This is a genomic window from Alcaligenes sp. NLF5-7 (assembly GCF_024266725.1).
GTDB classification, from domain to species: domain Bacteria; phylum Pseudomonadota; class Gammaproteobacteria; order Burkholderiales; family Burkholderiaceae_B; genus Alcaligenes; species Alcaligenes phenolicus.
In genome coordinates, this window is sequence record NZ_CP100755.1 from 172313 (window position 1) to 197503 (window position 25191).

Here is a 25191-nt window from a genome sequence, read left to right on the forward strand (position 1 = left end):
ACATGGAACAAGCCCAGCTCGTCAGAATCATGCTCAGCCTGCTGCTGGTTGTAGGCCTGATTCTGGCGGCAGCCTGGGTTGCCCGCCGAGGCGGGCTGCTGAAAAACAAAAACCAGCAACGCATCAAGATTCTGGACAATCAACGCCTGGGGCCGCGCAGCAGCGTGGCCTTGGTCCAGATTGATGACCGCGAAATTCTGATTGGCATCACCCCTCAGCAGATCAGCCTGCTGCACACCACAACGCCCGCTAGCTCCGAGCCGGACTTCCAGGCCCATCTGGACCAGCACCGTGCGCCCCGCTGACCGCATCATGACCGCACTCTTCTCTCCCACCCAGCGCATCGGCCTGATGCTGCTTCTGGCCCTGATCAGCCTGCTCCTGCCTTCCGAGGCCTGGGCCCAGGCTGTTCCGGCCATTACCAGCACAGCAGGCCCGAACGGCTCGCAAACCTGGTCACTCAGCATCCAGACACTGGCCATGCTGACCATGATGTCCTTCCTGCCAGCGGCCTTGCTGATGATGACCGGCTTTACCCGCGTCATCATCGTGCTGGGGCTGCTGCGCAATGCAATGGGAACAGGTACGGCGCCGCCCAACACCGTGCTGGTGGGCCTGGCCCTGTTTCTGACTTTCTTTGTGATGTCACCGGTGTTTGATCAGGTGTATCAGGACGCCTACAAGCCCTTGTCGGAAAACAAGATCAGCTTTGAAACCGCGCTGGAGCAAGGTGCCCAACCCCTGAAAACCTTCATGCTGCACCAGACCCGCGAAGCGGACTTGAAGCTGTTTGGCGATATGGCGGGCGTGGCAGAACTGGAATCCCCGGAAGATGTCCCCTTGCGCGTACTGGTGCCGGCTTTTGTAACCAGCGAGCTGAAAACCGCCTTCCAGATCGGCTTTACGATTTTTATCCCCTTTCTGATCATTGACCTGGTGATTGCCAGCGTCCTGATGTCCCTGGGGATGATGATGGTCCCACCCGTGACTATCTCGCTGCCCTTCAAGCTCATGCTGTTTGTGCTGGCCGATGGCTGGCATCTGCTGCTGGGTTCCCTCGCCCGCAGCTTCTACCAATAAAGGACTGTCATGACTCCCGAAACCGTCATGTCCATGACCTATACCGCCCTGAAACTGGCCCTGTCCATGGCCGGTCCCATGTTGATCGTGGTGCTGGTGGTCGGTCTGGGCATCAGTATTTTCCAGGCAGCCACCCAGATCAACGAGATGACGCTGTCTTTCATCCCCAAGCTACTGGCCATGGGCATTACGGTGGTGCTGCTGGGCCCCTGGTTGATCAACAATATGGTCGACTACATGCAGGGCCTGTTGCGTGGCATTCCCGGGCTGGTCAACTAAGACTGACCAGCGCGACAAGGAGCCTTCCGTGAGTACGCAAATCCGTGACTGGCAAAGTGCAATGCCTTGCCCACTGAACAGGCCCTAGGCTTGCCGTGCTCGACCTGAACTCCGCCCAGCTCTATGCCTGGCTCAATGCTTTCCTGTGGCCCTTCATCCGTATTCTGGCCACTCTGGCCACGGTCCCCTTTTTCAGCGAATCGGCCATCCCCAAGCGGGCCAAAGTGGGTCTGGGCTTTGTCCTGACCCTGATTGTCGCGCCCTCGCTACCGCCTCTACCCGATCTACCTACGGCCTCTTACGAGGCCCTGCTGATTGCCGCGCAGCAAGTGTTCATCGGTGTCGCGTTGGGTCTGACCATGCGCATCGTGTTTGCAGCGGTACAGACAGCGGGCGAGTTTATCGGCCTGCAAATGGGCCTGTCTTTTGCCTCATTCTTTGACCCCGCTACCGGCGCGAATACCGCCGTGCTGTCGCGGCTGCTGAACGTGATTGCGGTGCTGACCTTTCTGGCCCTGAACGGCCACCTGCTCTTGCTGGGTGTGCTGGTGCGCACCTTCCATGTGCTGCCCATCGGCGCGGACCTGAACATCAATGGCTGGGGTGCCTTGCTTGATTGGAGCAGCGAATTGTGGGTATCAGGCATGTTGCTGGCCCTGCCACTGATTATTGTGCTGCTGACCATTAACCTGGCCTTCGGGATCTTGAACCGTACCGCCCAGCAATTGACGATTTTTGCTGTGGGTTTCCCAATTACGCTGACAGTCGGCCTGACCTTGCTGACCGTGGTCATTCCTCAGACTACGCCCTTCCTGACCCAGCTATTCAACTCCGGCTACGAAGCCATGATGCGGGTCGCGCTGGGACTGGCAGGCTCTTAAAACGCGTGCGCCTGCCGCTGCTTGTGCGATTGCATCAAGCGCCGAGCCTGGCCTATGGTCAGGACGCCTTTTTGCTTGGCGCGCCCAATCAGTAATTGCATCAACTGTGCAGTGACCAGGGCGTCTCCCAAGGCATCATGGCGGTCACTTACCGGCAGGCCACAATATTTCAGGCAATCGTCCAGGCCCAGACGACGACCACGCCAGTCGGGCAATACACACGCAGCCAGTTCAGCCAAATCCAGAGCCAAAGGTCGGGCCTGCTCCAGGCCCGCCTTCGGCCAGGCACGGTCCAGAAACGCCAGATCAAAGTCGGCATCCCAGGCGACCCATACCGTATTTTCGGAATAGCGGGCAAAGTCCCGCATCAGCTGGGGTAGTGGCTCGCCTTCTTCCTGTTGTTGCGGGCTGATCTCATGAATCAATAAGCTATCAGGGCTGCGCTCGCCCTGGGTGCGAACCAGACCGGACCAGATATTGCCCAGGGCAATCGAACCATTTTCCAAGCGGACCGCACCCATCTGAACGATATGGTGGCGCTTGGGCTCCAGACCACTGGTTTCCAGATCCAGCACAGTAAAGGCCGCTTCGTCCAAAGCCAGTTCGTCCACCCCGCTCCAGGACAAGGAGGGACTGCGTGCGGCAAAAGAGGATTTACGCCAAGGAAGCCAGGAAAGCAGTTTCATAAGCGATACCGGAAAGCCAGAATACGTTGGGCACGGCGCACTTGCGACAAGGCTTCACGCAAGACACGTGCATCCAGTGCACCTAACGTACTTAAACGCACCAGATTGTTGGGCTCCTGCCCCTGCTGCAACTGGGTTTGATGATGTTGCAAGCGCAGCAATTGCAAATAGCGGTAGGCCTCGCGCAGGCCATCCGACTCCTCGTCTGTGAAGACACCGCGCTGAGTCAGCACGGCCAGCCTGTCCATGGACGAGGCCAGTTCGCAACCATGCGCCAGGGCCAGCACACGCAGCACATCCACCATCGGTGCCAAGGCCTGTTTCTTGATGTCCAGCTTGTCATCGCCCTGCCCCATCAGCGCTTCCAGACGACTGCGCTTTTTACCACTGGGAATGCGGGTCTGACAGGTACTTTGAGCCAGCATGCGCTGGAACACAGGGTTATCGTTCACCATGCCCAGTACGCGGCGCTGCATGCGTTGCAGCATACTGCTCTGGCCCCAGATGGCGCGGCAATCAAAGTAAATCGTGGACTCCAGCAATTGCTCGGGCGCAGGCCGTTCAATCATGATCTGGAAACGATGCAGCCATTCGGCTTCAGACAGGCATAGGTCAGGATTGCTGGCCATGATGTTGCCAGTGCACCAGGCCATCCCGCAGCGGTCCAGGGCCTCGTTCACCCGACGCGCAAAAGGCAGGAGCAGGGCCCGATGGGCTTGGGCCTGTTCGGGCGAATGGGCGGCAAATAAAATGCCATTGTCCTGATCGGTATGACGGGTTTGCTCGCCACGGGCCTGACTACCAAAAGCCAGCCAGCAGAACTCGATGCCATCCAGCCCGGAGCCGGGCAAGCTCAATTCAATCGTGCGCTGAACCGTGTGATCATTCAAACGCGTAATCACCGCAGTCAGCTGTTCAGAACGCGCACCGTGAGCCAGCATGGCATCCACCAGCCGACCAATATCGGACTGCAGACGCACCAGCACGGACACGTCCTGAGCACAGCGCAAGGCACGCGACAAATGCACCAGATCCACGCGCTGCAAGGAGAACACATCGCGCTCGGACACCATGCCCACGACTTTATGGTCTTGAACCAGGCAGATATGGCCAATCTGATGCTCTACCATCAGCAAAGCTGCATCAAAGGCCGAGGATTGGGGAGCCAGCCAGACCGGGTCCGGTGTCATGACTTGAGACATGGCCTGGGTCGGATCGTATTGACCACCGGCTACCAAACGGCGCAAGTCTCGCAAGGTGAAGATGCCCAGCAAATGCTGGTCCGGATTGACCACCACCATGCTGCTGACCTGACGCTCGTGCATATCCTTGACCGCCTGCTCGACCGGACAATCCGGCAAACAGCTAAGCAAACCGCGTTCTGTCAGGGCTTGCAGACTCATGTCCAGCGTGTAGCTGGCACCCAGGTCGGCGCTGGCACTTTTCTGGGCACTGCGCCAGACCGAGGCCAGCAGGCTGCTGGTACCACGCAAGCAGTAATCCCGAAAAGGCTCGCTGATGGTCAGCAGATGGGCAACGGCTTCACCAGCCACGCACAAGGTAAAGCAGTCTTCCTGTACCAGGTAATCACTGTCCAGAGCCTGACCCGAAACCAGTTCACGCACGGGCAGAAGATCCCCTTCCACATACTCGTGAGTTTCCCCGTGTTCCTGGCTGGAGATCTGACCTTGGCGAACAAGGTAGAGCTGGTCAACACGCGCGCCTTCTTCCAACAGCACCTGTCCGGCTGAAAAAAACCGTAGCTCGCTATGCTCGATCAGGTAATCGCAGTGCTGCGCCTGCATCTGATCGAAAGGCGGGTAAGCAATCAACCAGGCCAAGATGCCGGGCGCCTTTTGGCGCACCGCCGTCTTGGCCACGGATTCACCGGGAATCGCGAAGGACATGGGCGTCTCTGCTGGCTATAGGCAAAGAATTATTGTGCCATGCAGCATGGCCCTCGCGGACCCTGTTTTTCTAGGGGATTTCAACTATAGGCATGCGCCTGTTTTTCCCCTCAAAGCGCTTAACGCAAACGATCGTAGTCGCGCTCGGCCATATCGATGACATCACCTTCCTGGACCTTGAATTGGGAGACCGCCTCGGCCAGGGTCTCGGATTGAGACTGCAAAGAGCCTGCTGCCGCAGCCGCCTCTTCCACCAGCGAGGCATTTTGCTGCACCACAGCATCCATTTGTGCCACGGCAGTATTGATCTGTTCGATACCCGCCGTTTGCTCTTGAGAGGCCGAGGAAATCTCGCTCATCAAGGTGGTCACGCTATTTACCGCGCGCACCACTTCCTGAATAATGTCGCCCGCGCTGGCCACTTGCTGTGTACCGGTCTGGACTTCATTTTGCGAGGCTTCAATCAGGCCCTTGATTTCCTTGGCTGCTTGCGCGCTGCGCTGCGCCAGGCTGCGTACTTCGCCCGCTACCACCGCAAAGCCCTTGCCCTGCTCACCGGCACGGGCGGCTTCCACGGCGGCGTTCAAAGCCAGAATATTGGTTTGGAAAGCAATACCGTCAATCACGTTAACGATGTCTGCCACTTGGCCGGAACGCGCAGAAATCTGGTTCATGGTATTGACCACGGCACCGACCGACTCGCCACCCTGGCGAGCAACCTTGGCGGCGTTATGAGCCAGCTGGTCTGCCTGATGAGCATTGTCTGCGTTCTGACGCACCGTGCTGGCCAATTCTTCCAGACTGGCCGCCGTTTCCTGCAAGGCGGCGGCTTGTTGTTCGGTACGGGAACTCAAGTCAGTATTGCCTGCAAAAATCTGCGAGGAACCCGAAGCAATTTCGTCCACACCTTGGCGAACGGTCAGCACAATGCCTTGCAAGCTTTGCTGCATGCGGCGCATGGCATCATACAAAACACCGACTTCATTGGCCGAACGATAGGTAATCTTCTTGGTCAGATCGCCATTGGCAATATGGTCAAAATGCACACCGGCTTCACGCAGGGGAGCCAAAGCGGTACGGCCCAGCACCAGGCGCAGCGCCACAATAATGGCCAAGCCAATCAGCAAGCCCAAACCAATCGCGCTATTGGCAACACGGGTTTGCAATTGAGCTTGCTCCAGCAACAGATCCGTCTGATCGTTGTAGAACTTGCTCAACTCTTCAATACGGAACTGGAAAGTGGCCGCACGCAGCACACCAAAACCTTCGCTGACGAAGTAAAAAGTGCTGTAGTCGCGTGTCTCCAGGGCCTGAACCATAGGCTCGATACCATCGTCCAGATACGCCTGATAGGAAGCCACCAAACCCATGGCCAGTCGGCGCAGCTCCGGTTCGGTAGGCATATTGGCACGGATATCTGCAAAGGCCTTGCGTACCTCATCCAGCTTCTGGTTAGCCATAATCACCAGATTGTCTGCACTTTGCAGCATATTGGCGTCGTTATCGATGCCAGCTTCCTGATAAAAGCGCGCTGCGCTCATCAAGCTAAGGCGCGCTTCCATCATATTGTTATTGAGCTGCAGAACCTGTGCGGAACGATCTGCCTGACGATTGATGGTACGCAGCGCATCGCCGCTTTGCTGCAGGTAGTAAGCCGCCAGGCCGCCCACGGCCACAATCAGGACCATGAACAAGCCCATGCAGATCATCAGCATGGTGCTGATCTTCAGGCCCGAAGCAGACTTCAGACTGGGGCGAAATGATTTTGAGGAACGACGTTTAGAAGCGCGGGACGCGGACGGAAGACTGCTTTCAATACCCAGCATTTGCTAAATCCAAAGAAAACTCTAGTGGCTGACCGGCAAGATGGTGATCATGTCCGTGCCAGGGTGCTCAATCGTGACCGAGCCTGTCGTGGTACTACGCGCTTGCTCGCGATACATGGAAGGAATATGACTGCGTTTGACCACTTGCTGGAAACGCCCCTGGGCATCAAATTGAAGCCACAGTTCCTGTCGAAAATAGACCGCATCCGTTGCCAGGGTTGTGCCCTGGAACCACACGGCCATTTCACTGCCATCGAGCTGTCGGTAGACCTGATGAGGACGACCTTGCAAGGACAGCTCGGCATCGGCACGAGTACTTTGGCCCAGGATCAGATCATTCAACCCCGAGGCCTTGAAGGAGGATCCCTGGGTGGCGCACGCAACCAGGGTCAGCAAGCACAAGCCTATCAGCGTCTTACGTCCCAGCCCGACCCAGGTACTCAGTCGGGTGCGAGACATTAAAACTCCTCCCAATCATCATCCGAAGCAGCGCTGCTGCTTTTGCTCAGGTCCGGGCGCAGCAGGCGCTGGCTATCGTCCTGGGCAGCGGTAGTCTTGGCGGCCGGTGCAGCCTTGGCAGGTGCCGACAAGCCTTTGGTGGGGGGGCTGGCTTTGGTGGCCGCGGCACTGCCGTTCAAGGCGGGGCTACGACGGTGTTCTGTTTCAGAGGAAGCAGCGGCCACACTGCGGCGGTTGGCCACACGGCGCGCGCTGACGTCAATGACTTCCGTACCGGGCGAACGGAAGAAAGCGATGGCCTGGTTGACCTTGGTCACCTGCTCGCTCAGGCCAGAGGATGCCAGAGCGGCCTGCTCCACCAGACGGGCGTTGTACTGCGTTGTTTCATCCATTTGCGAGACTGCGCGATTCACCTGATCAATCCCGGAGGACTGTTCAATCGTGGCAGCGGTAATCTCACCCATGATGTCGGTCACGCGACGCACGGAGTCCACAATTTCCTGCATGGTGGCGCCGGCACGTTCCACTTGCGAGGAACCTTCCGTCACTTTGCGTACCGAGTCCTCGATCAAGGCGGTAATTTCACGCGCGGCCTGGGCACTGCGCTGAGCCAGGGCTCGCACCTCGGCGGCCACCACCGCAAAACCCTTACCCTGCTCCCCTGCACGAGCTGCTTCCACAGCCGCGTTCAGAGCCAGAATATTGGTCTGGAACGCAATGCTGTCGATCACGCCCACAATGTCGGAAATCTTGTTGGAGCTGGCCGAAATGCCTTGCATGGTTGCAACCACTTCATTGACGGCACTACCACCACGATGAGCCACATCCGATGCCGTGGCGGCCAACTGGTTGGCTTGCTGGGCGTTGTCCGCGTTCTGACGAACAGTGCCGGCCAACTGCTCCATGCTGGCAGCGGTCTGCTGCAAGGAAGCGGCCTGTTCTTCGGTACGGCTGCTGATATTGGTATTGCCCTGGGCAATTTCCTGCGCACCGGCATGGATCTCTTCCAGGCCCAGACGTACCGTCGTGGTGGTCTTGACCAGGGATTCCTGCATGCGGCCCAGCGACTCGAACAGATCACCGATTTCATTGGCGGTCAGCACGCGAATACGTTGAGTCAGATCGCCTTTGGCAATTGCATCAAAGTACGCGGCAAAGTCGCCCAAGGGACGCACCACACGGCGGAAGAAGTAGCTGATCGCGGCCAGGCCCAGCAGCACGGCCAGCACCAGCACAACGGTCAGGACGATATTGAACGTGCTCTGCTGCTCTTGCAGGGTGCGCAATACTTTGTCGCCCGAACCCAGGGCCAGCAGGCCATGAAAGTAATACAGCGCCCAACCTGCCATGGCCACTGTCAATGCCATCAGAGCAGCAATACAAAAGGTCATGCCGACCTTTAGACTCAAATTCTTAAAAAGCATAGAAGATTCCCGCACGTGGTGCTTGACTGCCGGTTTAAGGAAAAACCACCCAAAAAAGGAACGCAGGCTTAGCGATTCATATTGAACAAGCTCATGCTCTGAATCGTCTGGAACGCCATGGCCGACATTTCCAGCGCGGCCTTGCGCAACTCCAGATCGGTGGAAGCCTGAAAAATATTCAGATCCTCCAGACGCGAGAGTTCATTGGTGTAGTTCAAAGCACGAGCCGCGCCGTTGGCGCTCAAGGCATCAATTTCGTTCATGCGCGTACCCACCGAGGAAATCACGGTCTGCACGTTATCGAAGTTTTCCCCGATACGTTGCATGGCCGAGTTCATCGCGTTGCGGAACTCTGCCTGCCCAGCAGGATCGCCACTGACAGGTTTACGCAGGGCCTCAACCACCGATTGCAAGGTGTTGAACATGTTCATGTCTGCCGAGCTGGTGCTGTCTACCGAGCTGACCTCGAAACTGTCACCGACGGCAGGCTTGCCTTCGATCTGGACGCTGACGCCACCGGGCAAATTAATGCGTTGACGCTCGTTTTCGTCCAGTACGCCCTGGCTGACAACCGCGCCATTCACTTCAATGTCGTACTCGGTTTCCGAAGTAAAGCGGATGGTGTAATGGGCTTGGGCACCGGCCAGCGAGGAGTTGCCATTAGGCGCACTGACTACAGCCGAGCCCGTATTGGCATTGGCCTGGGTGAAATAGGCGGTCGAGCCGGGATTGGCGCGCTCGAAAATGGTGCGGCCATGATCGGCCGAATCCATTTGACGAGTTTGCTCAACCTGAATATTGCGGCTGTTGGTGTCGCCCGTGTAGCTGAAGGTATTGCCCGTACGCTCGAAGGCCTGTGTCGTGCCCTTGGCACCGGAGAACAGGTATTGCCCCGAACCATCCTTGGTATTGGCAAAGCCAAACAGAGTATCCAGAGCACTTTCCACCACCGTGGCCAAGGTGCTGCGGTCCGCGTCGGACATGGTGCCGGTAGAGGCTTCCACCAGACGGGTCTGCACGCCTTGCAACTGCAGGTTGACGGCATTGAGCAGGTTTTCTTCCTCACCCAGGGCACGCATGGCCACTTCACGGTTTTCACCGTAACGCTTGTCCATGGCCTGGGACTGGGCCAGATTAATGGTCTGGGCCGAGGCCAGCGGATCATCCGATGGGGTGATCATGCGCTTTTGCGAACCCATTTGCTGAAAAACCCGCATCAGATCGGACTGCTGCTTGTTGATCGAAGTCAGGCCCGTCTGAAAGAAAAGAGAAGAACTAATACGCATAGCAAGGTTCCAATTTCAAGACTAAAGAGCCGTACTCAACTACGCAGGCCTAAAAGGGTGTCAAACATCTGGGAGCTGACGTCAATCAGACGGGCAGCGGCCTGATACTGCTCCTGATAACGCTGGAGCATGATGTATTCCTCGTCCTTGTTCACGCCGGACAAGGTTTGCTGAGCGGCATAGTTTTGCTCGATCAGCTTTAACTGGGCTTTGGCCGCCGTGCCGTTTTGCTGCGTTTGCACCGCAATACGGTTCACGATCTGACCAAAAGAATCGTTCAGGCTCAAGGAGCCGTCGGCCAGCACCTTGCTATTGCGCAAGTCCGCCAGTTTCTGGGCGATGGCACCGTTAGCCGAACCGGTATCTTTATCAGCTGCAGCAATATCCTGTGGACGCTTGATCTCCACCTGCAAGCTGCTGCCTGCATTGACGGTGGGCTGCAGCAACCAGGAGTCGCCATCCTGAGATTGGGTCTTCAAGCCGGAGACATCAATTTCCAGACCATCCACCCGGGTAATGCCACCGTTCTTGTCCGGACCGTTCAAGGGGGTAACGTCGTTGCTGCTCAAGTTACGCAGCTGGAAACGACCATCCACGCGCTCGATGCGGTAGTTGTCGCCCGTCAGCTTGTCGACTGGCTGGGTGTAGCCCTTGCTGGGATCAGCCGGATCAACAGGGTCTTTGTAGAAAGACACACCAGGCACACCGCTGCTGACCGGGTTATTGCCATTGGCAATCACTTTCGGGCCGCTGACGCTGAACATGTCTTTGCCCGCCTCACCCTTCAGGTCCACACCTTGACGGTGAATATCGTTCACCGTGTGAGCCAGACCCACAGCCAAACGCCCCAGCGCATTGATAGCCGGCTCCAGGCTTTCCTGACGGAACTGCAACAAGCCCCCCAAGGTGCCGCCTTTAATGGTGCCCTCGCGGAACTCGGACACCACCATCTTGCCGTCCACATTCAGTGCGGAGGTAAAGCCGACCACCATACGCTCGGGGTTTTCAGCCGAACGCACGGCGTGCAAGGGGTAAATACTTTCGCCACCCAGCAGCATCTGGCCGCCAGCGGTGGTGATGCTCATCCGTCCATCCTGCTCGACGGTACGCACATCAATCAGCTGCCCCAGCTCGGACACCAGCTGTTCGCGCTGGTCCAGCAAGTCATTGGGTTCGTGACCGGGCGTGGTGCCTTTGGCAGCAACGATCTGTTTGTTGACGTTATCAATCCGTTCCAGATAGCTGTTGATCTGGGTAACGGTGGTACCGACCTGGGTATTGATGTTCTCGTTGACGCGGTTCATGTAGGATGTCGCGTCACGAATCTGGGTAGCCAGGCTTTCTGCACGGCCCAGCAGTTCCTGGCGAGCCGAAGGATCCGCAGGTTGCGATGCCACGGCTTCCAGACCATTGAAAAAGTTTTGCAAGGCGGGGCTGACGCCGACCGTGCGGTCCGAGAACAGATTGTCCAGCTGGGCAATTTCCGTACCGTAGCTAACCAGAGCCGCACCGGTAGTTTGCGAGCGCACCAACTGCTGATACAGAAAGTTGTCGTAGGAGCGCTGAACGGTAACCACCTGCACGCCACGGCCGTAATAGCCATTGCCGCTTCCTACCGAGCCAGCCGTCTCAACCAGGACCGATTGGCGGTTATAGCCAGCGGTATCGATATTATTAATATTGTGGCCCGTGACCTGCATGCGCTTTTGAGCGGCAAACAAGCCGGTAATACCAAGGTTGGCGAGATTCATATCAAATCCTTTCTGTCCTGCCCGGCCCGTAGTGTCCAAGGCGAAAAATGAACATGCTGCTTTTTAACGACCACCTTGGTGCAATATTTAGACCTGTATCAATAATTAAGACTTGCCGCCATCAAAGTAGGCCATGATGGAGATCAGCTTTTTGGCGTAGGAGGGGTCAGTGGCGTAGCCCGCTTCCTGAATGCGTTGCGCCGCTTCTTGAGGCGAAGCCGCTTGTTTTACACTTTCATAGCGTTTGTTATTACCGATCAGGCGCGCGTAGTCCGCAAACGACTCGGCATAGGAGTCATAAGCACGGAAGGTCTGCGTCATTTTGCGCGCCACGCCGTTCTGATATTCCGTCGTCATGACTTCCACCGTTTTGCCCTTCCAGGACGGCGTGGCCTTGATACCAAACAGGTTATGGCTGGTGGAGCCATCTGCGTGCATGATTTCACGCTTGCCCCAGCCCGACTCCAGCGCCGCCTGGCTCAAGATCAGTTGGGCCGGGACGCCACTGTCCTCGGCAGCCACTTTGGCAGCCGTGTTCATGCGGTCCACAAACTGACGAATATGATTGGGCGCGCCCTGAATCGCGGAGTACACGCGCTGCACCGTATTGTTATTGCTGAGCTTGTCGATCAGCTCGGCAATCGATGCTGCATCAATGGAACGGTCATTAGGCATGCGCGAACGCAAATCCGCCCGACGCGAAGAGGCCGCTTCCGGATCATGGGACGCGACACCAAATGGCTCGCTGTTCTGCCCGCTCATCTGGGCCTGCAAGGCTTTGGCCAAACCAATGCCGGGGTCAGCCAGCTGCATGGCCAGTTGCTCATCACCCAGACTTTGTGCCATGCGCACCGACTGCGTATCAAACAGGCCGCCTTCGGGATTGGCTGCCCGTGCCTGCTTCAAAATATTTTGAATGAACAGGGACTCGAACTGACGCGCCACTTGCAGCTGAGTGGCCTGATTCTGACCGTCCTGCCCGGCTTGCCGACGCAGTTGGGCCAGTTGCTGCGGGTCAAAAATCGAAACCTGCGTTCCCGTGCCCGGACGTGGGAAGTACTGCACCGTCATTAGATGATCTCCAAATCGGCCCGCAAAGCGCCCGCGCTTTTCAGGTTCTGCAAGATGGACAACAAGTCTTGAGGGGTGGCACCCAAAGCGTTCAAAGCGCGCACCACATCGGCCAGATTGGCACTGGTCTTCACGCGTTGCAGGGAGCCGCTATCACTGCGCATTTCAATCTGGGTGCTGTCAGCCACTACGGTCTGACCACCACCAAAAGGAGTATCCGGCTGGCTGATCTGCGGTTGACGGCTGATGACCACGGACAGATTGCCGTAGGCAATGGCGGCTTCATCAATCGTGACCGTGCGGTTCATGACCACCGAACCCGTACGAGCATTGATCACCACGCGGGCACGTGCCGGTGGCAGATTCACCTGCAGGTTTTCAACATGCGAAATAAAGGCGGTTTGAGCCTGGGGGTCCAAGGGACCGCGCACCTGAATCAAGCGACCATCCAGGGCTGTTGCGGTCGAAGGACCAAACTGCTTGTTCAAGGCCGCCACCACGTTCTGGGCTGTACCGAAATCCGAGGAATTCATTTCCAGATTGATCACGCCATCCCGAGCGTAAGTCGTGGGTACGCTCTGCTCAACCGTTGCGCCGCCTGGAATGGTGCCGCCATTGAGCTGGTTGACCTGGACGCTGGAACCACCTGCTTCGGCCCCTGCCCCACCCACCAGCAAGTTGCCTTGGGCAATGGCATAGACCTGACCGTTCGCACCTTTCAAGGGCGTCATCAACAAGGTCCCGCCACGCAAACTCTTGGCATTACCCATGGAGGACACGACCACATCCACGGCCTGACCAGGACGGGCAAAGGCGGGTAAACGGGCCGTCACCATGACAGCCGCCACGTTCTTGAGCTGCATATTGCTGCCCTGGGGAATGGTCACCCCCAACTGGGACAGCATATTGGTCAAGCTTTGCTGGGTGAAAGGAGCCTGACGCACCTGGTCACCGCTGCCATCCAGACCCACGACCAGACCGTAGCCGATCAGCGGGTTGTCTCGCACGCCCTGAATGGATGCCAGATCCTTGATACGCTCGGCCTGACTGACCGGAGCCAGCAACAGGCCCGCCGCCAGCATGGCTGCCTGCAGCACATGGCGACAAGAAGAAAAACGAGTACGACTCATGGAAAACGCCATAGCAAGCAAAAGGCTCAGAACGGAGAAATATTCAGGAAAAAACGCTGTAGCCAACCCATGGTCTGGACTTCGTCCATCACCCCTTTGCTACGAAACTCGATACGGGCATCGGCCACCTGGGTGGAGGACACCGTATTGCTGCCAGTAATGGAGCGTGGGTCCACCACACCAGAAAAGCGGATGTGCTCGCTGCCACGGTTAATGGCGATCTGCTTCTCACCGGCCACCTGCAAATTGCCGTTAGGCAAAACGCCGACCACGGTCGTCGTCAAGGTGCCGCTAAAGGTATTGTCGGCACGGCTGGAACCTTTGCCCTGGGCCTTGTTCGAGCCACTGACTTCAAAGTTCTGCTTGCTACCCACTTCGTTAGGCAGGAAAGCTGGAACGCCGGTAAAGTCCAGACCACCGCTTCCGGTCCGATCCGTATTGGTCGAGACATTCTTGGCCGCGTTGGTCCGCTCCTGGATCATGATCGTGACAATGTCGCCCACATTACGTGGTCGTCTGTCTTCAAACAGCGGATAGTTACCGTAAGCCGAGGGCTGGTAGATAGAGCCATTGGCCACCACGGCGGCAGGCACCGCCGGTGGCGGGGCCGCCGTCAGGGGGCCGGTTACCACATCTTCAGGGGGCACCAGCGCACAACCGGACAGGGCTACAAGCGCACACAAGGCAAGACGGCTCATCAGAGCTTGGAACATTGTCACGATCTCTTTAGATTTACAGCTGTGTCAGGCGAGCCAGCATCTGGTCAGCCGTGGAAACGGCCTTGCTGTTGATTTCGTAGGCACGCTGGGTGCTGATCATATTGACCAGTTCCTCGGCCACATTGACGTTGGAGGTTTCGTTGTACTTGTGCATGACCAGACCAGCACCGTCCATGCCAGGTTGCAGGAAGTTGGCGGCACCCGAGGCATCGGTTTCGATGTACAAGTTCTCGCCCATACTTTGCAGACCGGCCGGATTCACGAAGGTGCTCAATTGCAATTGGCCCACTTCCACACTCGTACCGGCTGCACCAGGCTGAGTGACCGACACGGTGCCATCACGGCCAATCGTCAGTTCCAGCGCGTTATCAGGGATATTGATGGGGGGCTGAATGGGATAACCGCCAGCAGTCACCAACTGACCATTCTGGTCACGCTGCAAGCTACCGTCACGTGTATAGGCAAACGTGCCGTCCGGCATTTCCACCTGCAGGAAACCGCTACCCTGAATCGCGATATCCATATTGTGGCCCGTGTGCTTCATGTCACCTTGGGTATGAATACGCTCGGTGGCTACGGTGCGCACACCGGTGCCAACCTGCAAGCCGGTAGGCAACTGGTTGGCAGCACCGACTTGAGCGCCAGGCTGACGAATGGTTTGGTACATCAAGTCCTCAAACACCGCACGGGTACGTTTGAAGCCGGTGGTATTCACGTTGGCCAAGTTATTGGAGATAACGTCCATATTGGTCTGCTGTGCTTCCAGACCGGTCTTGGCAATCCACAGAGAGCGAATCATGTGTGTGTAATCCTTGCAGCTAGCGCCTGCGCAATCAGCGCGGCTTAGCCATTAAAAGAAAGTAGGGAGTTGGCCCGATCTTCGCGTGCGCTGGCGTCCTGGATGACCTTCATCTGGGTTTCAAAGCGGCGCGCATTGGCAATCATGGCCACCATCGCTTCAGCCGGGTTCACATTGCTTTTCTCGATAAAGCCCGAAACCATGCGTACCGACGGATCAGCCGGGGCCGGCGCGCCATTGCTCATGCGAAACAAACCATCCTGCCCCCGCAACAAATCAGCAGAAGGGGGATTGACCATCTTCAATTGACCCATCACCTGGATATCGCGTGGGTTGTCACCCGCACCCAGCGCGGTCAACTGACCGTCGCTGGAGAACGTGATCGATCCGCGATCCGGGATTTCAATGACCTGCCCATCGGCGCTGAGCACGGGCAAGCCACCTTGTGTCACCAGCTGGTTCTGGGCATTGACCACCAGATCGCCTGCCCGCGTATAGGCTTCCTGACCATCCAGCGCACGGACGGCAAACCAGCCCTCGCCCGCAATGGCCACATCCAGCGCATTGCCGGTCTCGGCCATGGCGCCAGGTTGAAAACGGCTGCCAGGCGTCACTGTGGCCGTGCCTACGCGGGTTTGCGAACCCACATCGCTTGTGACGGGCACGGAACGGTAATACGCCAACTGCTGGCGAAAACCGGACGTGTTCACGTTGGCCAGGTTGTTGGTAATGACGTCTTGTTGCTCCAGCGTGCGCTGGGCGCCATTCATGGCGGTGTAAATCAGGCGATCCATGCCAGCTCTTAACGCAGGTTGACCAGGGTTTGCAGAACCTGATCCTGCGTCTTGATGGTCTGGGCATTCGCCTGGTAGGTACGCTGGGCAATAATCATATTGACCAATTCCTGACCCATATCCACGTTGGAATCTTCCACCGCCTGACCCTTGATCGTGGCCAAGCCGTTCTCGCCGGGACGACCCAGGATAGGCTGGCCCGATGCGCCGGTTTCAGCCCAGGCGTTACCGCCTACAGGGCTCAGACCTTGCAGGTTGCTGAAGTCAGCCAGAACAAGGGAACCCAGACGCTGCGTTACACCGTTGGTGTAGGAGGCAATCATGGTGCCGTCCTTGTCGATGCTCATGCCAGCGTACTCACCCGTGGCGTAACCATCCTGGTAAGGCTTGCCCTTGGCAAACTCGCCACCGAACTGGGTGGTGCCGGTATAACGCACATCAAACACCAGATCATCCGCTGGCGACGCATTGCCGCCCGGATTGGCCAGGGTCAGATTGACGGTAGCCGGATTGGGGCTGGTCATCACGCCTGCACCGTTAAAGGTCAAGGTCGCGCTGGCAGGCGACAAGGGCGTGCTGCCTTCCATGTAATACACGTCCCACACACTCTCACCGGCCGCATTGGCGGGGCGCTTGACGAAGTATTGGGAGATCTCGTGGCTGTTACCCAAGGAGTCATACACCGAGTAGCTGAACGCTTCGCTGTAAGTACTGTTGTCTGTGGGGTCAAAGACATTAATGGGATTGCCACTAGCATCCTCTTTTGGAATCGCTTCGGCACCACCGGGCAGGTTGGGCTTGAAATCCAGGGCTGTCGTGGCTTTGGGAGGCACGTTGGCCGAAGGCACTTGCAAGCGCTCCAGCTGGCTACCACCTGGGCCGTAACCGGTCAGGTAATGACCTTGGGCGTTAACCAGATAGCCCGCCTTGTCCGGATAGAACTGGCCATTGCGCGAGAACAAGACAGCGCCGTTACTTTGCTCCAGGCGGAACAAACCGTTTGCACCGTCAATCGCCATGTCGAACTGATTACCCGAGTTGCTGACGTTACCTACCGAGAAACGCTGGCTGACCCGCGATACCTGCACACCCAGACCGATGCGCGAGTTGGCATACACGTCCGCAAACTGCACGGTCGAGGCCTTGTAGCCCACCGTGCCCGAGTTGGCGATGTTATTACCAATAGAATCCAGGTTTTGGGAGGCGGCGTTCAAGCCACTCAATCCTTGTCCGAAGCTCATGAACTTTCCTTTTAATGTCGTGTTGGCCCAGCCCGCTGTTGGGGCAAGCGGCGCTTACATGATTTTGCGTATATCCAGCAGGGAGAACGAACCCACCAGGCCAAGGTCCAGCATCAAGCCGCTGGAGGTGTAAGCCACGCTATCGACCTTGCCATGCGTCAATGGGCTGGCTGTGACGGCCGTGCCGTCATTACTGGCCAATACACTGACGGTGTACGAACCGTCGGCCAGCGGTGAACCATCGTTATCCAGGCCGTCCCACTCCAGCGAGTACACGCCCGCGTCTTTGGCGCCCAGATCGTATTCACGAACCGCTTTGCCGCTGCTGTCCTTGATCTGAACCACGGTCGAAGTCGCTCCGCTGACCAGATCAATGCCGTAGGGCATGGCCACTTTTTCGCCATCCTGGCTGGTCCCCAGAGACACTTTCGAGCCCGGCACCAGCACTTGCTTGCCGATCAGATTGGCGGCCTGCATGGACTGGCTGACGTCCATTTGCCCGGCCACAGCCAGCAAGGTGTTATTCAATTGCTGAATCCCCGCCACCGTGGACATTTGCGCCATCTGGGTCGTGACCTGGGCGTTATCCATGGGGTTGAGCGGATCCTGATTACGCAGCTGCGTAATCAGCATGGTCAGAAAGCGGTCTTCCGTTTCCGCCATGGCGCTTTTGTTGCGGGCATCCACACCAGCCATGGCCCCTGCGGTGGGGTCCAGGGCGGTGCGATCGTTATTGACTGTGCTCATGTTCTATCTTCCGTAAACCGGCTTACTGGCCAATGGTCAAGGTGCGCAACATCAGGTTCTTGGAGGTGTTCACCACTTCCACATTGGCCTGATAAGAGCGCGACGCGGCCAGCATATTGACGGTCTCGGCCACCACATCCACATTGGGCAGAGTCACATAGCCTTGTTCGTCAGCGTAGGGATTGCCGGGGTCATATTGCAAACGGCCAGGCGCATCACTTTCCTGCACGCCCACCACTTGTACGCCACCCACGGGGCTGTTGCCCTGAGGAGTCATTTGAAACACCACTTGGCGGGCCTTGTAGGGCTGGCCATCGGGTCCGACCACACTATCGGCGTTAGCCAGGTTGCTGGCCGACACGTTCAAGCGCTGCGATTGTGCCGTCAGAGCAGAACCGGCAATCTGGAAAATACTGAAACTGGACATGAAGACTCGCTATTACTGTTGCAAGGCCGCCATCAAGCCTTTCAAGCGCTGGGAAGCCAGGTTGATCGTGCTTTGATAGTGCAAGGTGTTATCGGCAAATTGCATGCGTTCAACATCCATCTCGACCGTGTTGCCGTCCAGAGAAGGTTGTACAGGAACGCGATAGAGCAACTCGTCCGTGCTGGGCGGACGGGTTGCCTGGGCGGGAATATGACGGACCGAGGTCAAGGACAAACTGGTATTGGGCAATGCCATCTGGCCCTGCCCCCCTAAAGCGGCCTTCAAGGTGGCCGTAAAGTCCATATCCCTGGCCTTGTAGTTAGGCGTGTCGGCATTGGCAATATTGGAGGCCAGCACCTCCTGGCGCTCCTGGCGCACAGCCAGGGCCGTCTGGTAAAACTTCAGGTGCTCACCGATGCGATCAATCATGGAGTCAAGCCAATATTCTGTGTTCAAGTTTGAGATCCAGGTGAACGCGCGCACGCCTTTTCACCGCTATAACAGAATGGTAGCCAGAGGCACTGCTTCACAAATCAGGGAACAAAACGCAATTTATCGGCCAGTTCAGCTCTTGACCTGGCGACTGAGTCCGTAAAATTCAGTCATGACCTTATATAGACTCCTGATCTGCGTATGCCTGTTCGCTCTGGGTGCAACAGCGAACGTGCGCGCTCAAGAGAGCGTTCAGGCGCTGAGCGTGCAAGCCATGCAGGACCAGGCGCAGGACTATCTGCTCAAGCTGGCGCAAATGTATCCCGGTATCGCCACGATCACCCTGGACAGCGCGCGCCTGAACGCCATGCCTGCCTGCACCCAGAACCAGATATTTCTGCCCAGCGGTCAACGCCTGCGATCGCGCATGAGTATTGGCGTGCGCTGCCTGAGCCCACAAAGCTGGAGCACCTCCATCAGCGCCACCTTGTCTATTCAGGGACACTATTACGTCACCAACCGCCGCATCAATCCGGGCGAGACCATCAATCAGGACGATCTGCTTGAGCGCGAGGGGGATTTGCTGGCTCTGGCCAATGGCGTGGTCATTGATCCCAACCAGATCATCGGGTATGTCGCCAGCCAGCGTATTCCTTTGGGCAATGCGATACGGGCTTCGGCTCTACGCGACCCGCAGTCGGTAACACGCGGCCAGATGGTGCGCACCATTGCGCGCGGTATGGGTTTTGTAGCGACCGGCGAGGGCCAGGCGCTGCAAAGCGGCTCACCAGGCACCCAGATTCAGATCAAGGCCAGTTCGGGGCAAGTGATTTCAGCCACGGTACTGGATGCATCCACGGTTCAGGTCGTTCTCTAAACTAAATCGGATGAGCATGCTAAAGTTTGCGTCCAGAGCGCCGTTACAAGATCAACGCAAAGAACAGGCCGCACGGAGAAACACGTGAAGATCAGCCCCTCCCCCCTCAAGACACCCCTTGCTGAAACGTCTGCCGCAGAGCGCAGCACGGCATCCCCTCGTGCGCGCCACGCGTACAACAACAGCAGCAGCACCAACGAAGTGGACTTCAGCGCTGCAGCCCGCCAGCTCAATTCCCTGCAAGACAGCAGTGCCGATGTCGACATGAAAAAAGTCGAGGCCTTGCGCAAGGCCATTGCAGCCGGCGAGCTCAAAATTGACACCAGTCGGATCGCCGACTCCCTGATTGCCTCTGTGCGCGATCTTCTCAAGTAACTCACCTGAAACGGCCATGTCTTTGCAAACCTGTCTTGCCGATCAACGCCAAACCCTGCTGGACTTCGAGCAGCTACTGGCAGAAGAAAACACCCTGCTGCTGCGCAGCTTCGAGCCACAAGAACTGGCCCAGATCACCCTGCGCAAATATCAGCTGGTTGAACGTATCGAGCAACAGGACCAGGCTCGCGCCCAGCTCCTGCAAGCACGTGAACTGGAAAACAACCTCCAGGGCCTGCGCTACGCGGCTGAAGAAGACGAACTGGAAGAAGAACTAGAACAGTTGATCGAGCTGAGCGAGAAGGTGCGCAACGCCAGCGACAACAACCGCATTCTGGTGGATACCTTTTTGGTCGACACCCAGCAAAACCTGGACGCCCTGGAAGCCTTCACGGGTCGCAATACCTTTTACGACGCGTCCGGCAAAACACGGAATACGCAGTCTTCCTTGAGCTTGAAGGCTTAGAGCCAAGCCAAAGCTGCGCTCTGACAGACATAAAAAAGCCTGCCACACGGCAGGCTTTTTCAATCTTGCTGAATTTAGCTCATCGCTTCCTTCAACACCAGCATCTTTACCAGCGCATCAACCGCGTGGCTGGACTTCAGCCCCGGTTTGCCCAGCAAGCGTGCGCTAAGTTGTCGCACACCCAAATTGTCCGGTGCCTGCAGCAAATCCCAGGCGGCCAGCGTCAATTGGGCGGCGGCCAGCAAGTTGAGTTCTTCTTCAAACTCGGAATTGCTGGTAGGCAAAATGCCACGCACAGTGCTTAGCAAGCGCGCCATTTCCTGCACTTCGCTACGCAGCATCATGTAGCAGGCCAGACTGGCCGGGGCGATAGCCTCGGAGCCTGCGCGTTGGTGCACCAAGGCAAAACGGGTTTTCAACACTTTGCCGTCGTGACGACGCACGGTGCGCAGGATGATCAGGTCCAGATGTACAGGCTCGGCATTGCGTTGTCGCAACTGCACCGGCTCGACGGCGTACCACAGGGCGATTTCACCCTGCTTGGCGCGGCCCAACGTTTCCAGATGCAATCGTGCTGCCAGATCAGGAATCGCGTGAAAGGCCAGCTGTTTGCCAAGAGCATTAGGCGTGGTCTTGCCGTCCTTGTGCCACAAGGAAGTCGCACCCGGAATCAGGGCCAGCCAGTCGGCTTCCATATCAGCCCATTGACGCCACATGGTGGGCGAACCACCTTCAAAAATATGCAGCAAGTTTACCGGTTGGGCCTGGGCATTCAAGACCTGCATGGCCTGGTTCAGTGCCTGTGTCGGGCCCGGCCGTTCCATGCTGCGCACGCCCCGTACATCCGACCATTGGGAGGGCGTTTGGCGTTGATAATACGGCACGCTCAAGGCCTGGCCCTTAGGACTGAACAGGAAACTGAACGAGCATTGCTCCTGGCTACCGGCAAGCTGATGATCGGCATGGATCACCAGCAAGCGGGACACATTGCCCTCACTGACTTCCTGACACGCGGCACGCATCAGGCCTTCGGCACGCTGTGCCGCCGCCCCGTCCTGAACAGGGGCATTTTGCGCATGCAGATCGCGCCAGAAATCATAGGCTTCCGCGCAGGCCAGACGCTCGTCCAGGTCGGCGGCTGCACGACGGGCCTGCTCCAGGGCGATAGGGCCACCCGCAGAGGCAGCCGACAACAGACGCGGCAAGACACGCGCACGGCGTTCTTCTTCAGCCTGTTGCTCCTGGGCGGACTGGCCACCGCTTTCCAGCAAGGCCGCCAGATCACCGGAACTGGGCGCGTACAAGGGACGCTGGTTCCCGCGCACCTGCAAGGCAGAATCGACCAGTTCGGCGGCACTCATGAAACGCAAATCCTCGGGCACTTTCTGGCCGTTGGACACGTAATGAATAGGCAGCTTGAAGCGAATGGCCGTATCCAGCGGGCCACCCAGCTTGATCGCCTCGTCCACTTTGGAGATGATGCAACCGCTTAGCGGTGTGCCACCATCTTGCGTGTAGCTGCGGGCGACCTCATCCAAGGTATCGCCCTGGCTGGCGGCATTCAGGACCAGCAAGCGTTGCACCCGGCGTCCGGCACTGGCCAGCAATGCAGCTTGTTCTCGCACATAACGGTCGCGCTGGCTGATGCCCATATTGTCGATCAGGATCACCTGATCGGGCCGCACACCCAGCATCACGCTACGCAGTTGCGCCACGTCCTGAACGATATGCACGGCTACCCGCATCAGGTCGCCATAAATTTTCAGTTGCTCGTGCGCACCGATCCGATAGGTGTCAGTCGTCAGCAGAACGACCTTATCGGGACCAAAACGACGCACGGCACGCGCAGCCAGTTTGGCCAGCGTGGTGGTCTTGCCCACACCCGTGGGGCCCACTAGAGCCAAGGCCAAGCCGGGCTGCCACAAGGAGTCCTCGGAACGCAGCACCGGCAAATGGGTTTCCAGCTCGGTCCGCACCCATTGCAAGGCTGCACGCGCGCCCAGTTCTTCGGGCAGGCGCTTGAGCATGGCACGCAACAAGGCGGTACTGAAGCCTTGCGATAAAAGACTCTGAAATAGATTCACCGCTACAGGCGAGCGCCGCATCTGGTGACTCCAGACCAGATCATCCATGCGGCCTTCCAGGGCACCACGCAATGCCCCAATCGCACCCATCACATTGTCGGCAGCGGGCGGCGGGGCCATTTCCTGCTGACGTATCCCCGCGGCTTGATGCGGCGCACTGCTGGGCATGGGCGCACGTTCGGTGGCGCCCCCCGGTACCGAGCTGGAGTCGGTAGCCAGAATCTCAACGCCGCCATTGACACGACGGTTGGACACAATCAAGGCATCGGGGCCCAAAGCGATGCGCACCTGACGCATGGCTTCCCGGCTGGTACTACCAAAAAAGCGACTTATATTCATTCAGACTGACCAATAATGGTGGTGACCCGAAGGATGCGTTCTTCAGGGATTTCAGCGTTGGACAAGACACCCAGTTGTGGGATGTGGTGACGCAAGAAACGCGACAAGGTGGCCCGCAAAACAGGCGGCACAACCAGCACGGGCGGATCCCCATGTTCCTCCTGGAACTGGGCCGCACGCATGGCATCGGTCAGTACCGACTCGGCCAGACCTGGTTCCAGCGCACCACTGCTGGTCAGCGCCTGCGTCATGACCCGCTCCAGACGGGCATCCAGACCAATCACACGCAATTCGCCCTCGCCAGGGAACCACTGCTGCACAATAGCGCGTCCCAAGGCCACGCGCAGAACCGCAAGCAATTCGCCAGCCTCCTGGCCGGGCTGAACCGCGCCGGGAGCCAGAATGCGCGGTGCGTGTTCAGCCAGCGTTTCCACAATGCTACGCATATCGCGAATCGGCACATCTTCAGCCAACAGACCACGCAAGACCTTGAGCAAGAGGCTGAGGGACAAGGTTTGCGGTACAAAATCTTCGACCAGCTTGGGCGCTTCGCGGCCCACGTGATCCAGCAATTGCTGCACTTCCTGACGGCCCAGCAAATCGGCCCCGTGGCGATGCAGCAAGTGATTGATATGCGTGGCAATCACCGTGCTGGCATCCACCACGGTGTAGCCCGCGATCTGGGCCTGCTCGCGCATGCTGACATCCACCCACACGGCGGGCAGGCCAAAGGCCGGGTCCGTGGTAGGTGTGCCGGGCAGCTTCATGGTGACGCCCCCGGGATCAATGGCCAGCCACTGCCCTGGCGTGGCGGTACCCCGGCCAATTTCCACCCCGGCCAACAGGATGCGATAGTCGTTGGGCTTGAGCTCCAGATTGTCCCGAATATGAACCACAGGCGGCAAAAAGCCCACTTCCTGTGCGAACTTTTTACGCAAGCTGCGGATACGATGCAGCAGCTCGCCGTTTTGCGCATGGTCCACCAAAGAGATCAGGCGATAACCCACTTCCAGACCCAGCGGGTCCACCATGGACACATCATTCCAGCTGGCTTCACTGGCGGCAGAATCGGCTGCGGCCAGGACTTCATCATTGGGTTCGCTGGCTTGCTGCTGCTGTTCGAGCTGATGCTTTTGCATCATCCAGGCTCCAGCACCCAATATCGCGGCCAGCAGCAGGAACACCAGATTGGGCATGCCGGGAATCAAACCCATCAAACCCAGAATACCGGCGGTGATGTACAGCACCATGGGATTGCGGAAAAGCTGGCTGACCATTTGCTGGCCCACGTCTTCATCCGTCGCCACACGCGACACCACCACACCGGCGGCAGTAGAAATGATCAGGGCTGGAATCTGGGCGACCAGGCCGTCACCAATGGTCAGCAAGGTGTAAACGCGACCGGCTTCCGAAAAAGACAAGTCATGCTGCAGGACACCAATAATCAGACCGCCAATCACGTTGATGACCATGATCAGCAAGCCCGCCACCGCGTCCCCGCGCACGAACTTGCTGGCACCGTCCATGGAGCCGTAAAACTCGGCTTCCTGCGAAACCTCGGTACGGCGACGACGGGCATCGTCTTCGCCAATCAGGCCAGCGTTCAAGTCGGCATCAATGGCCATCTGCTTGCCCGGCAAGGCGTCCAGGGTAAAGCGTGCCCCCACTTCCGCAATACGGCCAGCACCCTTGGTAATCACCACAAAGTTGATGATGACCAGAATCACGAACACGATCAGACCAACGGCAAAGTTACCGCCCACCAGAAAGTGGCCAAAAGCTTCAATCACCTGACCGGCAGCATCCGGACCTTTGTGGCCGTTCATCAGTACCACTCGCGTCGAGGCCACGTTCAGAGAAAGGCGCAATAGGGTGGCAAACAACAGCACTGCCGGGAAAGCGGCAAAATCCAGCGGCTTTTTGGTGAACATGGCCACCAGCAGGATCATGACGGCCAGGGCGATGTTAAAGGTAAACAGCAGGTCCAGCAGAAACGGTGGCAAGGGCAGAATCATCATGGCCATGACCATGAGGATCAGCACCGGACCGGCTAAAAGCCGGGCGTGTTGACCACCGTTTTGTTTCAGTAAGGCAAAAAAATTGTTCATTGC

25 protein-coding genes are annotated in these 25191 nt (G+C 57.8%); 7 read left to right on the forward strand and 18 right to left on the reverse strand.

What is annotated here, in order from left to right; genetic code table 11:
* Positions 1-2: 2 nt before the first annotated feature.
* The 4 genes from fliO (at position 3) to fliR (ending at position 2240) form a co-directional block, all read left to right on the forward strand.
* Positions 3-305, forward strand: a complete 303-nt coding sequence (gene fliO / locus MID00_RS00865; protein WP_235484243.1) for a flagellar biosynthetic protein FliO — start codon at positions 3-5, stop codon at positions 303-305.
* Between the two features lie 46 nt (positions 306-351).
* Entirely contained in the window at positions 352-1080 is a 729-nt protein-coding gene (fliP, locus tag MID00_RS00870; protein WP_226349341.1) for a flagellar type III secretion system pore protein FliP, read from the forward strand.
* Between the two features lie 9 nt (positions 1081-1089).
* Positions 1090-1359, forward strand: coding sequence for a flagellar biosynthesis protein FliQ (gene fliQ, locus MID00_RS00875; protein WP_003804652.1), 270 nt, complete (start codon positions 1090-1092; stop codon positions 1357-1359).
* Between the two features lie 95 nt (positions 1360-1454).
* Positions 1455-2240, forward strand: a complete 786-nt coding sequence (gene fliR, locus MID00_RS00880) for a flagellar biosynthetic protein FliR (protein WP_254499551.1) — start codon at positions 1455-1457, stop codon at positions 2238-2240.
* Here the strand turns inward: fliR and MID00_RS00885 are convergent.
* The 16 genes from MID00_RS00885 to flgB form a co-directional block, all read right to left on the reverse strand.
* On the reverse strand, positions 2237-2926 hold the full coding sequence (locus MID00_RS00885; RefSeq protein WP_254499552.1) for a PolC-type DNA polymerase III: 690 nt from the start codon (positions 2924-2926) through the stop codon (positions 2237-2239). The genes fliR and MID00_RS00885 overlap by 4 nt on opposite strands.
* On the reverse strand, positions 2923-4833 hold the full coding sequence (locus MID00_RS00890) for a DUF294 nucleotidyltransferase-like domain-containing protein (protein ID WP_250756949.1): 1911 nt from the start codon (positions 4831-4833) through the stop codon (positions 2923-2925). Before MID00_RS00890 ends, MID00_RS00885 begins: the two co-directional genes overlap by 4 nt.
* Before the next feature lie 119 nt (positions 4834-4952).
* The gene (locus tag MID00_RS00895; protein ID WP_009458096.1) at positions 4953-6659 is read right to left on the reverse strand and encodes a methyl-accepting chemotaxis protein; all 1707 of its coding nucleotides are present in this window, start codon (positions 6657-6659) and stop codon (positions 4953-4955) included.
* Between the two features lie 21 nt (positions 6660-6680).
* Positions 6681-7118 (reverse strand): hypothetical protein, encoded by a 438-nt coding sequence (locus MID00_RS00900; RefSeq protein WP_009458098.1) that lies wholly within the window; start codon positions 7116-7118, stop codon positions 6681-6683.
* Positions 7118-8542 carry a methyl-accepting chemotaxis protein gene (locus MID00_RS00905; protein ID WP_279630676.1) on the reverse strand — a complete coding sequence of 475 codons (1425 nt, stop codon included), beginning with the start codon at positions 8540-8542 and terminating at the stop codon, positions 7118-7120. Before MID00_RS00905 ends, MID00_RS00900 begins: the two co-directional genes overlap by 1 nt.
* A gap of 68 nt (positions 8543-8610) precedes the next feature.
* Entirely contained in the window at positions 8611-9828 is a 1218-nt protein-coding gene (flgL, locus tag MID00_RS00910; RefSeq protein WP_250756948.1) for a flagellar hook-associated protein FlgL, read from the reverse strand.
* 35 nt (positions 9829-9863) lie between these two features.
* The gene (gene flgK, locus MID00_RS00915; RefSeq protein WP_009458104.1) at positions 9864-11579 is read right to left on the reverse strand and encodes a flagellar hook-associated protein FlgK; all 1716 of its coding nucleotides are present in this window, start codon (positions 11577-11579) and stop codon (positions 9864-9866) included.
* Between the two features lie 105 nt (positions 11580-11684).
* Positions 11685-12650, reverse strand: coding sequence for a flagellar assembly peptidoglycan hydrolase FlgJ (gene flgJ, locus MID00_RS00920; protein WP_009458106.1), 966 nt, complete (start codon positions 12648-12650; stop codon positions 11685-11687).
* Positions 12650-13780 carry a flagellar basal body P-ring protein FlgI gene (locus MID00_RS00925; RefSeq protein WP_302329847.1) on the reverse strand — a complete coding sequence of 377 codons (1131 nt, stop codon included), beginning with the start codon at positions 13778-13780 and terminating at the stop codon, positions 12650-12652. The genes flgJ and MID00_RS00925 overlap by 1 nt, the downstream gene beginning before the upstream one ends.
* 26 nt (positions 13781-13806) lie before the next feature.
* A complete protein-coding gene (locus MID00_RS00930; protein ID WP_009458110.1) occupies positions 13807-14493 on the reverse strand; it encodes a flagellar basal body L-ring protein FlgH in 687 nt (228 codons plus the stop codon).
* Positions 14494-14512: 19 nt separating this feature from the next.
* Entirely contained in the window at positions 14513-15298 is a 786-nt protein-coding gene (gene flgG / locus MID00_RS00935) for a flagellar basal-body rod protein FlgG (protein ID WP_021446824.1), read from the reverse strand.
* 44 nt (positions 15299-15342) lie between these two features.
* On the reverse strand, positions 15343-16092 hold the full coding sequence (flgF, locus tag MID00_RS00940; RefSeq protein WP_009458114.1) for a flagellar basal-body rod protein FlgF: 750 nt from the start codon (positions 16090-16092) through the stop codon (positions 15343-15345).
* An 8-nt stretch (positions 16093-16100) separates the two neighbouring features.
* On the reverse strand, positions 16101-17333 hold the full coding sequence (gene flgE / locus MID00_RS00945; protein WP_250756947.1) for a flagellar hook protein FlgE: 1233 nt from the start codon (positions 17331-17333) through the stop codon (positions 16101-16103).
* Between the two features lie 54 nt (positions 17334-17387).
* Positions 17388-18080, reverse strand: coding sequence for a flagellar hook capping FlgD N-terminal domain-containing protein (locus MID00_RS00950; protein WP_254499553.1), 693 nt, complete (start codon positions 18078-18080; stop codon positions 17388-17390).
* Positions 18081-18102: 22 nt separating this feature from the next.
* Positions 18103-18507 (reverse strand): flagellar basal body rod protein FlgC, encoded by a 405-nt coding sequence (gene flgC / locus MID00_RS00955; RefSeq protein WP_009458120.1) that lies wholly within the window; start codon positions 18505-18507, stop codon positions 18103-18105.
* Between the two features lie 12 nt (positions 18508-18519).
* Positions 18520-18936, reverse strand: a complete 417-nt coding sequence (gene flgB / locus MID00_RS00960; RefSeq protein ID WP_254500317.1) for a flagellar basal body rod protein FlgB — start codon at positions 18934-18936, stop codon at positions 18520-18522.
* A gap of 175 nt (positions 18937-19111) precedes the next feature.
* Here flgB and flgA point away from each other — a divergent pair, with 175 nt between their 5' ends.
* The 3 genes from flgA (at position 19112) to flgN (ending at position 20657) form a co-directional block, all read left to right on the forward strand.
* Complete coding sequence (gene flgA / locus MID00_RS00965) at positions 19112-19816, forward strand: flagellar basal body P-ring formation chaperone FlgA (RefSeq protein WP_021446825.1); 705 nt, start codon at positions 19112-19114, stop codon at positions 19814-19816.
* 84 nt (positions 19817-19900) lie between these two features.
* Positions 19901-20191, forward strand: coding sequence for a flagellar biosynthesis anti-sigma factor FlgM (flgM, locus tag MID00_RS00970; protein WP_021446826.1), 291 nt, complete (start codon positions 19901-19903; stop codon positions 20189-20191).
* A 16-nt stretch (positions 20192-20207) separates the two neighbouring features.
* Positions 20208-20657 carry a flagellar export chaperone FlgN gene (gene flgN, locus MID00_RS00975; RefSeq protein ID WP_239055286.1) on the forward strand — a complete coding sequence of 150 codons (450 nt, stop codon included), beginning with the start codon at positions 20208-20210 and terminating at the stop codon, positions 20655-20657.
* Between the two features lie 74 nt (positions 20658-20731).
* Here flgN and flhF read toward each other — a convergent pair whose 3' ends face one another.
* Both flhF and flhA read right to left on the reverse strand, forming a co-directional pair.
* The gene (gene flhF / locus MID00_RS00980) at positions 20732-23080 is read right to left on the reverse strand and encodes a flagellar biosynthesis protein FlhF (RefSeq protein ID WP_009458128.1); all 2349 of its coding nucleotides are present in this window, start codon (positions 23078-23080) and stop codon (positions 20732-20734) included.
* Positions 23077-25188 carry a flagellar biosynthesis protein FlhA gene (gene flhA, locus MID00_RS00985; RefSeq protein WP_021446828.1) on the reverse strand — a complete coding sequence of 704 codons (2112 nt, stop codon included), beginning with the start codon at positions 25186-25188 and terminating at the stop codon, positions 23077-23079. Before flhA ends, flhF begins: the two co-directional genes overlap by 4 nt.
* Positions 25189-25191 lie beyond the last annotated feature (3 nt).

Coding starts and splice junctions, on each gene's coding strand:
- fliO (WP_235484243.1), top strand. CDS start 3: ATGGAACAAGCCCAGCTCGTCAGAATCATGCTCAGCCTGCTGCTGGTT.
- fliP (WP_226349341.1), top strand. CDS start 352: ATGCTGCTTCTGGCCCTGATCAGCCTGCTCCTGCCTTCCGAGGCCTGG.
- fliQ (WP_003804652.1), top strand. CDS start 1,090: ATGACTCCCGAAACCGTCATGTCCATGACCTATACCGCCCTGAAACTG.
- MID00_RS00885 (WP_254499552.1), bottom strand. CDS start 2,926: ATGAAACTGCTTTCCTGGCTTCCTTGGCGTAAATCCTCTTTTGCCGCA.
- MID00_RS00890 (WP_250756949.1), bottom strand. CDS start 4,833: ATGTCCTTCGCGATTCCCGGTGAATCCGTGGCCAAGACGGCGGTGCGC.
- MID00_RS00895 (WP_009458096.1), bottom strand. CDS start 6,659: ATGCTGGGTATTGAAAGCAGTCTTCCGTCCGCGTCCCGCGCTTCTAAA.
- MID00_RS00900 (WP_009458098.1), bottom strand. CDS start 7,118: ATGTCTCGCACCCGACTGAGTACCTGGGTCGGGCTGGGACGTAAGACG.
- MID00_RS00905 (WP_279630676.1), bottom strand. CDS start 8,542: ATGCTTTTTAAGAATTTGAGTCTAAAGGTCGGCATGACCTTTTGTATT.
- flgL (WP_250756948.1), bottom strand. CDS start 9,828: ATGCGTATTAGTTCTTCTCTTTTCTTTCAGACGGGCCTGACTTCGATC.
- flgK (WP_009458104.1), bottom strand. CDS start 11,579: ATGAATCTCGCCAACCTTGGTATTACCGGCTTGTTTGCCGCTCAAAAG.
- flgJ (WP_009458106.1), bottom strand. CDS start 12,650: ATGACGGTGCAGTACTTCCCACGTCCGGGCACGGGAACGCAGGTTTCG.
- MID00_RS00925 (WP_302329847.1), bottom strand. CDS start 13,780: ATGAGTCGTACTCGTTTTTCTTCTTGTCGCCATGTGCTGCAGGCAGCC.
- MID00_RS00930 (WP_009458110.1), bottom strand. CDS start 14,493: ATGTTCCAAGCTCTGATGAGCCGTCTTGCCTTGTGTGCGCTTGTAGCC.
- flgG (WP_021446824.1), bottom strand. CDS start 15,298: ATGATTCGCTCTCTGTGGATTGCCAAGACCGGTCTGGAAGCACAGCAG.
- flgF (WP_009458114.1), bottom strand. CDS start 16,092: ATGGATCGCCTGATTTACACCGCCATGAATGGCGCCCAGCGCACGCTG.
- flgE (WP_250756947.1), bottom strand. CDS start 17,333: ATGAGCTTCGGACAAGGATTGAGTGGCTTGAACGCCGCCTCCCAAAAC.
- MID00_RS00950 (WP_254499553.1), bottom strand. CDS start 18,080: ATGAGCACAGTCAATAACGATCGCACCGCCCTGGACCCCACCGCAGGG.
- flgC (WP_009458120.1), bottom strand. CDS start 18,507: ATGTCCAGTTTCAGTATTTTCCAGATTGCCGGTTCTGCTCTGACGGCA.
- flgB (WP_254500317.1), bottom strand. CDS start 18,936: ATGATTGATCGCATCGGTGAGCACCTGAAGTTTTACCAGACGGCCCTG.
- flgA (WP_021446825.1), top strand. CDS start 19,112: ATGACCTTATATAGACTCCTGATCTGCGTATGCCTGTTCGCTCTGGGT.
- flgN (WP_239055286.1), top strand. CDS start 20,208: ATGTCTTTGCAAACCTGTCTTGCCGATCAACGCCAAACCCTGCTGGAC.
- flhF (WP_009458128.1), bottom strand. CDS start 23,080: ATGAATATAAGTCGCTTTTTTGGTAGTACCAGCCGGGAAGCCATGCGT.
- flhA (WP_021446828.1), bottom strand. CDS start 25,188: ATGAACAATTTTTTTGCCTTACTGAAACAAAACGGTGGTCAACACGCC.